Annotated in this window: 3 protein-coding genes and 1 tRNA gene; 1 reads left to right on the forward strand and 3 read right to left on the reverse strand. The window is 45.3% G+C overall.

The window, feature by feature from the left end:
* Positions 1-343 precede the first annotated feature (343 nt).
* Positions 344-416 (reverse strand) — tRNA-Thr (locus NE671_RS15610).
* Positions 417-540: 124 nt separating this feature from the next.
* Positions 541-2,814 (reverse strand): 1,4-alpha-glucan branching enzyme, encoded by a 2,274-nt coding sequence (gene glgB / locus NE671_RS15615; protein WP_256164158.1) that lies wholly within the window; start codon positions 2,812-2,814, stop codon positions 541-543.
* 215 nt (positions 2,815-3,029) lie between these two features.
* Here glgB and NE671_RS15620 point away from each other — a divergent pair, with 215 nt between their 5' ends.
* The gene (locus NE671_RS15620; protein WP_022427213.1) at positions 3,030-4,001 is read left to right on the forward strand and encodes a carbohydrate kinase family protein; all 972 of its coding nucleotides are present in this window, start codon (positions 3,030-3,032) and stop codon (positions 3,999-4,001) included.
* Between the two features lie 183 nt (positions 4,002-4,184).
* On the opposite strand, the gene NE671_RS16225 is transcribed toward NE671_RS15620, so the two are convergent.
* Positions 4,185-4,385, reverse strand: coding sequence for a pentapeptide repeat-containing protein (locus tag NE671_RS16225; protein WP_114002136.1), 201 nt, complete (start codon positions 4,383-4,385; stop codon positions 4,185-4,187).
* Positions 4,386-4,469: the final 84 nt, after the last annotated feature.

Genomic DNA, 4,469 nt, shown 5'->3' on the forward strand with positions numbered 1-4,469 from the left:
ACCTTCCTCTGGCGTCCCTCAACCACATCCACCTCTCAAAACCTCAAAAACATCCACGACTGCATCCACTCCCGGAGCGATGCCTTCTTCCCCTGGCGTCCCTCAACCATATCCACCTCTCAAAACCTCAAAAACATCCCCGCTTGCATCCACCCCCGGAGCGATATCACCTTCCTCTGGCGTCCCTCTCCATCCTTCTCACAAAACCTCAAAAGCATCCCCGACTGCATCCACCGAGCGATACCACCTTCCTCTGACGTCCCTCAACCACATCCATACACACCCAAAAAAAGCCCGGCATCTTCATATTCCAAAGACGCCGGACTCCCATCAGTCATATATAAGCTGGAAATGAGACTCGAACTCACGACCCCTTCATTACGAGTGAAGTGCTCTACCGACTGAGCTATTCCAGCTTGTGCTAAACACAACTGATATTATACCGTATTTTACAAAAAATGCAAGCACTTTTTCCTACAATCCACTCAAATCCTTACCCTCCAATCACCCCAACCATATTCCCATTTAATTCACAAACCATCACTTATCCCCGGAAGCCCCCTTCCTGCGAGAAGCCACCCGTTTCACAACCTTTACCGCATCCTTTACAGCCACAGATTTTTCAACCACCGTCATTTTCGCTTTATCCATACGCTTTCCCCTGCTTTTCCCCACAGTCTTTTTCACATTTCCTTTCTTCACAGAGTTTTTCTTCACATCCCCCTTCTCCGGTGTACACCCAAATACCGCCACACCATAAGCCGGAAGCTTCAGCTTCAAAGAAAACTCCCTGTTATCACACTCCATATGAATAGCCGCTTTCGCCCGTGCGTTCACCACACCCTGTCCGCCAAACTTTTCACTGTCACTGTTGAAAATTTCCTTATATTTCCCCGCAAAAGGCACACCAACCCGGTAACTGTCATAAGATACCGGTGAAAAATTACACACCGCAAGAATCGTTTCTTCCTGCTTTTCCGTCTTACGAAGAAACGCAACCACATTCTCATCATAGCTGGTAAACTGGATCCACTCAAACCCATCCGAATTACCATCCATTGCATACAACGCCGGATGATTCCTGTAAAGTTCATTCAGATCATGCAGATACGCCCTCATTTCCGGCCCCACATCCCCATCCGGCGCTGTCATCTTCACACCCGGATGAAGCATCAGATAGCCATACGCAGCACGCAGCTGAGCATCCTTCTGCCTTGAAGATCCCGGAAGCTTCTCCAGAAACTCTTTTAACGTACCCACATCTCTCTTCCCCAGAGTCAGTACATAATGCTCACTATATGCATATATCATGGAAAGCGTCAGCTGATCATAATAATTTCGTCTGTCCAAAGGCTCTGCTTCCAGGTAAGAAAGAAGATCCTTTGTCCAGCCACCACTCCATTTATAGTCAAACCCCAGATGATCATTCTCCACACTGTCTGTAAGCTGCGGCCATAAACCATCCTCCTGTGCGATCAGAAGAATCCCCGGATACTGCTTCTTCACAATAGAATTCAGATGCTTCAGAAACTCCAGTGCCTGAAGATTCTCATTGGAACTATAAAGATTAGCCGTCCACTGTCCCGCCTCTCTTCCAAAATCCAGATACAGCATCGCATCTACATCATCCATCCGAAGTCCGTCCACATGAAATTCATCCAGCCAGAAAAACGCATTGGAAATAAGAAAATCTTTGACCATAGGACTTCCGTAATTATAAAGCATGGTGCCCCACATCGGATGAACGGCCATAGCCGGATCCTGTACTTCATAAAGAGGAGTTCCGTCAAATTTCTCAAGCCCTGCATCAAACCGCGGAAACTGAGCCGGTGTCCAGTCCAGGATCACGCCAATCCCTGCCTGATGAAGATCCTCCACCAGTGTCCGGAAATCTGCCGCAGTCCCAAAACGGGTAGTCACAGCATAATACGCAGACGTAGAATATCCTCCTGAACTTCGGTCAAGATACTCCATCACCGGATGAAATTCTACATGCGTATAACCGGTTTCCTTCAGAAACTCCACCAGTTCACCACTGTTTTTCCACTCTGTTACATCCGTTTCATAAATAGAAACCGGAACTTCACGGCTGGCAAACCTTTCACGTTCCTTCATCCACGCTTCATCCTGCCATAAAAAATCCCCCAGCTCTGTTACAACAGAAATCACAGACGGCGCTCCCTGAGTTCCATTTCCGTAAGGATCAGACTTCCGCTGTACATCGCCGCCTTTGATCTTGATCTCATACTGGTAAGAGGCCCCTGCCTCTACACCTGGAACAAAAATCTCAAAAATTCCGGACATTGGCATCCGATGCATCGGAAGACGCCTTCCATCCCACCTGTCAAAATCACCGACCACACTGACACGGATTGCATTGGGTGCCCAGACAGCAAAATATGTTCCTTCTACCTCGCCACAGGTCCCCGGATGCGCTCCCAGCTTCTCATATGCCTTGTAATAGACACCGGCACAAAAAGCTCGTTCCTCCTCTTCCGTGATCTGGCATGGACATTCATACGCATCGTAAAAAGTCTCTTTCCTGCTTCCTCTTATCACACGGAAACGATATTCCGGAATCCTTTTCAGTGGAAGCATTACAGCATAATAACCAGCCTCATCTTCCAGGATCATCGGATAACTCTTTTCCCCTACAACAACCTCTGCAGCATCCGCTCCCGGAAAAAATCCCTGGATCAGAACGCCATCCTCTGTTACCCTTGGCTGCATCACATCACGAGGTGATGCCTCCTCCCCATAAACGATCGCCTCGATCCGGGGCCAATCCATATATTCATACGCTTTATCAGCCATAATCGTCTCCTCCATCATATTTGTTGTTTTATAGACTAAGTTTACCACCATTTTACAGAAAAATAAAGATAACAGTTCTAATCTTCGCAAAAAGCACCACAAGTAACCGGTAACAGAACAGAAAATAATTCGATTTGGTTCTTCCCAAAATCATGTGTAACGATTATAATATGAAGCAGAATATGAAACAAATAACTTATCAGGAGGAATCATCAATGGAAAACAGACAGTATGATGTAACAGCTCTCGGCGAGCTTCTGATCGACTTCACAGAAAACGGTGACAGTTCCCAGGGAAACCCCACTTTCGAGGCAAACCCGGGCGGAGCTCCCTGTAACGTTCTTGCCATGCTGAACCGTCTTGGCAAAAAAACTGCATTTATCGGAAAGGTCGGAAACGACATGTTCGGCAAGCAGCTGAAGGCTGCCGTAGAAGAATGCGGCATTGATACCAGAAATCTTGTCATGGACGATGAAATTCATACTACCCTTGCTTTTGTACATACTTACCCGGACGGAGACCGTGATTTTTCTTTCTACCGTAATCCAGGTGCAGATATGATGCTGACAAAGGATGAGGTAGATGCCGATCTGATCCGCAATTCCAGGATCTTCCATTTCGGCACGCTTTCTTCCACACATGAGGGTGTCCGTGAAGCAACCCGCTATGCTCTTGACGTGGCAAAAGAAGCCGGATGCATCATCACCTTTGACCCGAACTTACGCCCTCCACTCTGGAAGGATCTGAACGATGCCCGCAAAGAGATTGAATACGGCATGGAACGCTGTGATGTACTGAAGATTTCTGATAATGAAGTGGAATTTCTTTTTGACACAACAGATTATGACAAGGGTGCTGCCCTTATCGAAGAAAAATATCATATCCCGCTTGTGCTGATCACAATGGGAAAAGACGGAAGCCGCGCTTATTATCGCGGACGGAAGGTCGAGGCTGCTCCTTTCCTTCAGGAAAAAACCATTGAAACCACCGGTGCAGGAGACACCTTCTGTGCAAGCACCCTGAATTATGTGCTGGAACACGGTCTTGAGGATCTCACTGACGAAAATCTCGCAGAGCTGCTTACTTTTGCAAATGCAGCAGCTTCTCTCATCACAACAAAGAAGGGAGCACTCCGCGTAATGCCTGAAAGAGATGAAGTTCTTGACTTCATCGCATCCCGCAAGTAGTGTATGTTTTTCTTTTATTGAATTATTTTTTTGTTTATTGGCTTTGAAAAGCTGAGAAAACACCGCAGGGGGAGAAAGCACTCAAAGTTACGAAGCCCGTTTTTCTCCCCCTGCACCCCCTCTTTCCGGGCACGTACCGCAGAAACGACGCTTCGCGCCTATCCGCCAATTGTTGTGTATTCTTCATATTTTCCCTATTATATCATATATTTTTATTAATATCTTATCGTATAAAAATTTACAACCAATATCATTACGCATATTATATTTGCACATTATATTTGTATTTGATATATTTACATTTAATATATTTGCATTTAATATATTTGCATTTGATATATTTGCATTTGATATATTTGCATTTGATATATTTGCATTTGATATATTTACATTTGATCATTTGATATATTTGCATTTGATATATTTACATTTGATCATTTGATATATTTGAATTTGATATATTTACAT

Source organism: Blautia sp. DFI.9.10 (assembly GCF_024461705.1).
Classification (GTDB): Bacteria; Bacillota; Clostridia; order Lachnospirales; family Lachnospiraceae; genus Blautia_A; species Blautia_A fusiformis.

What these genes read in the sequence shown, in the direction of transcription:
- glgB (WP_256164158.1), bottom strand. Translation starts at nt 2,814, where the DNA reads ATGGCTGATAAAGCGTATGAATATATGGATTGGCCCCGGATCGAGGCG.
- NE671_RS15620 (WP_022427213.1), top strand. Translation starts at nt 3,030, where the DNA reads ATGGAAAACAGACAGTATGATGTAACAGCTCTCGGCGAGCTTCTGATC.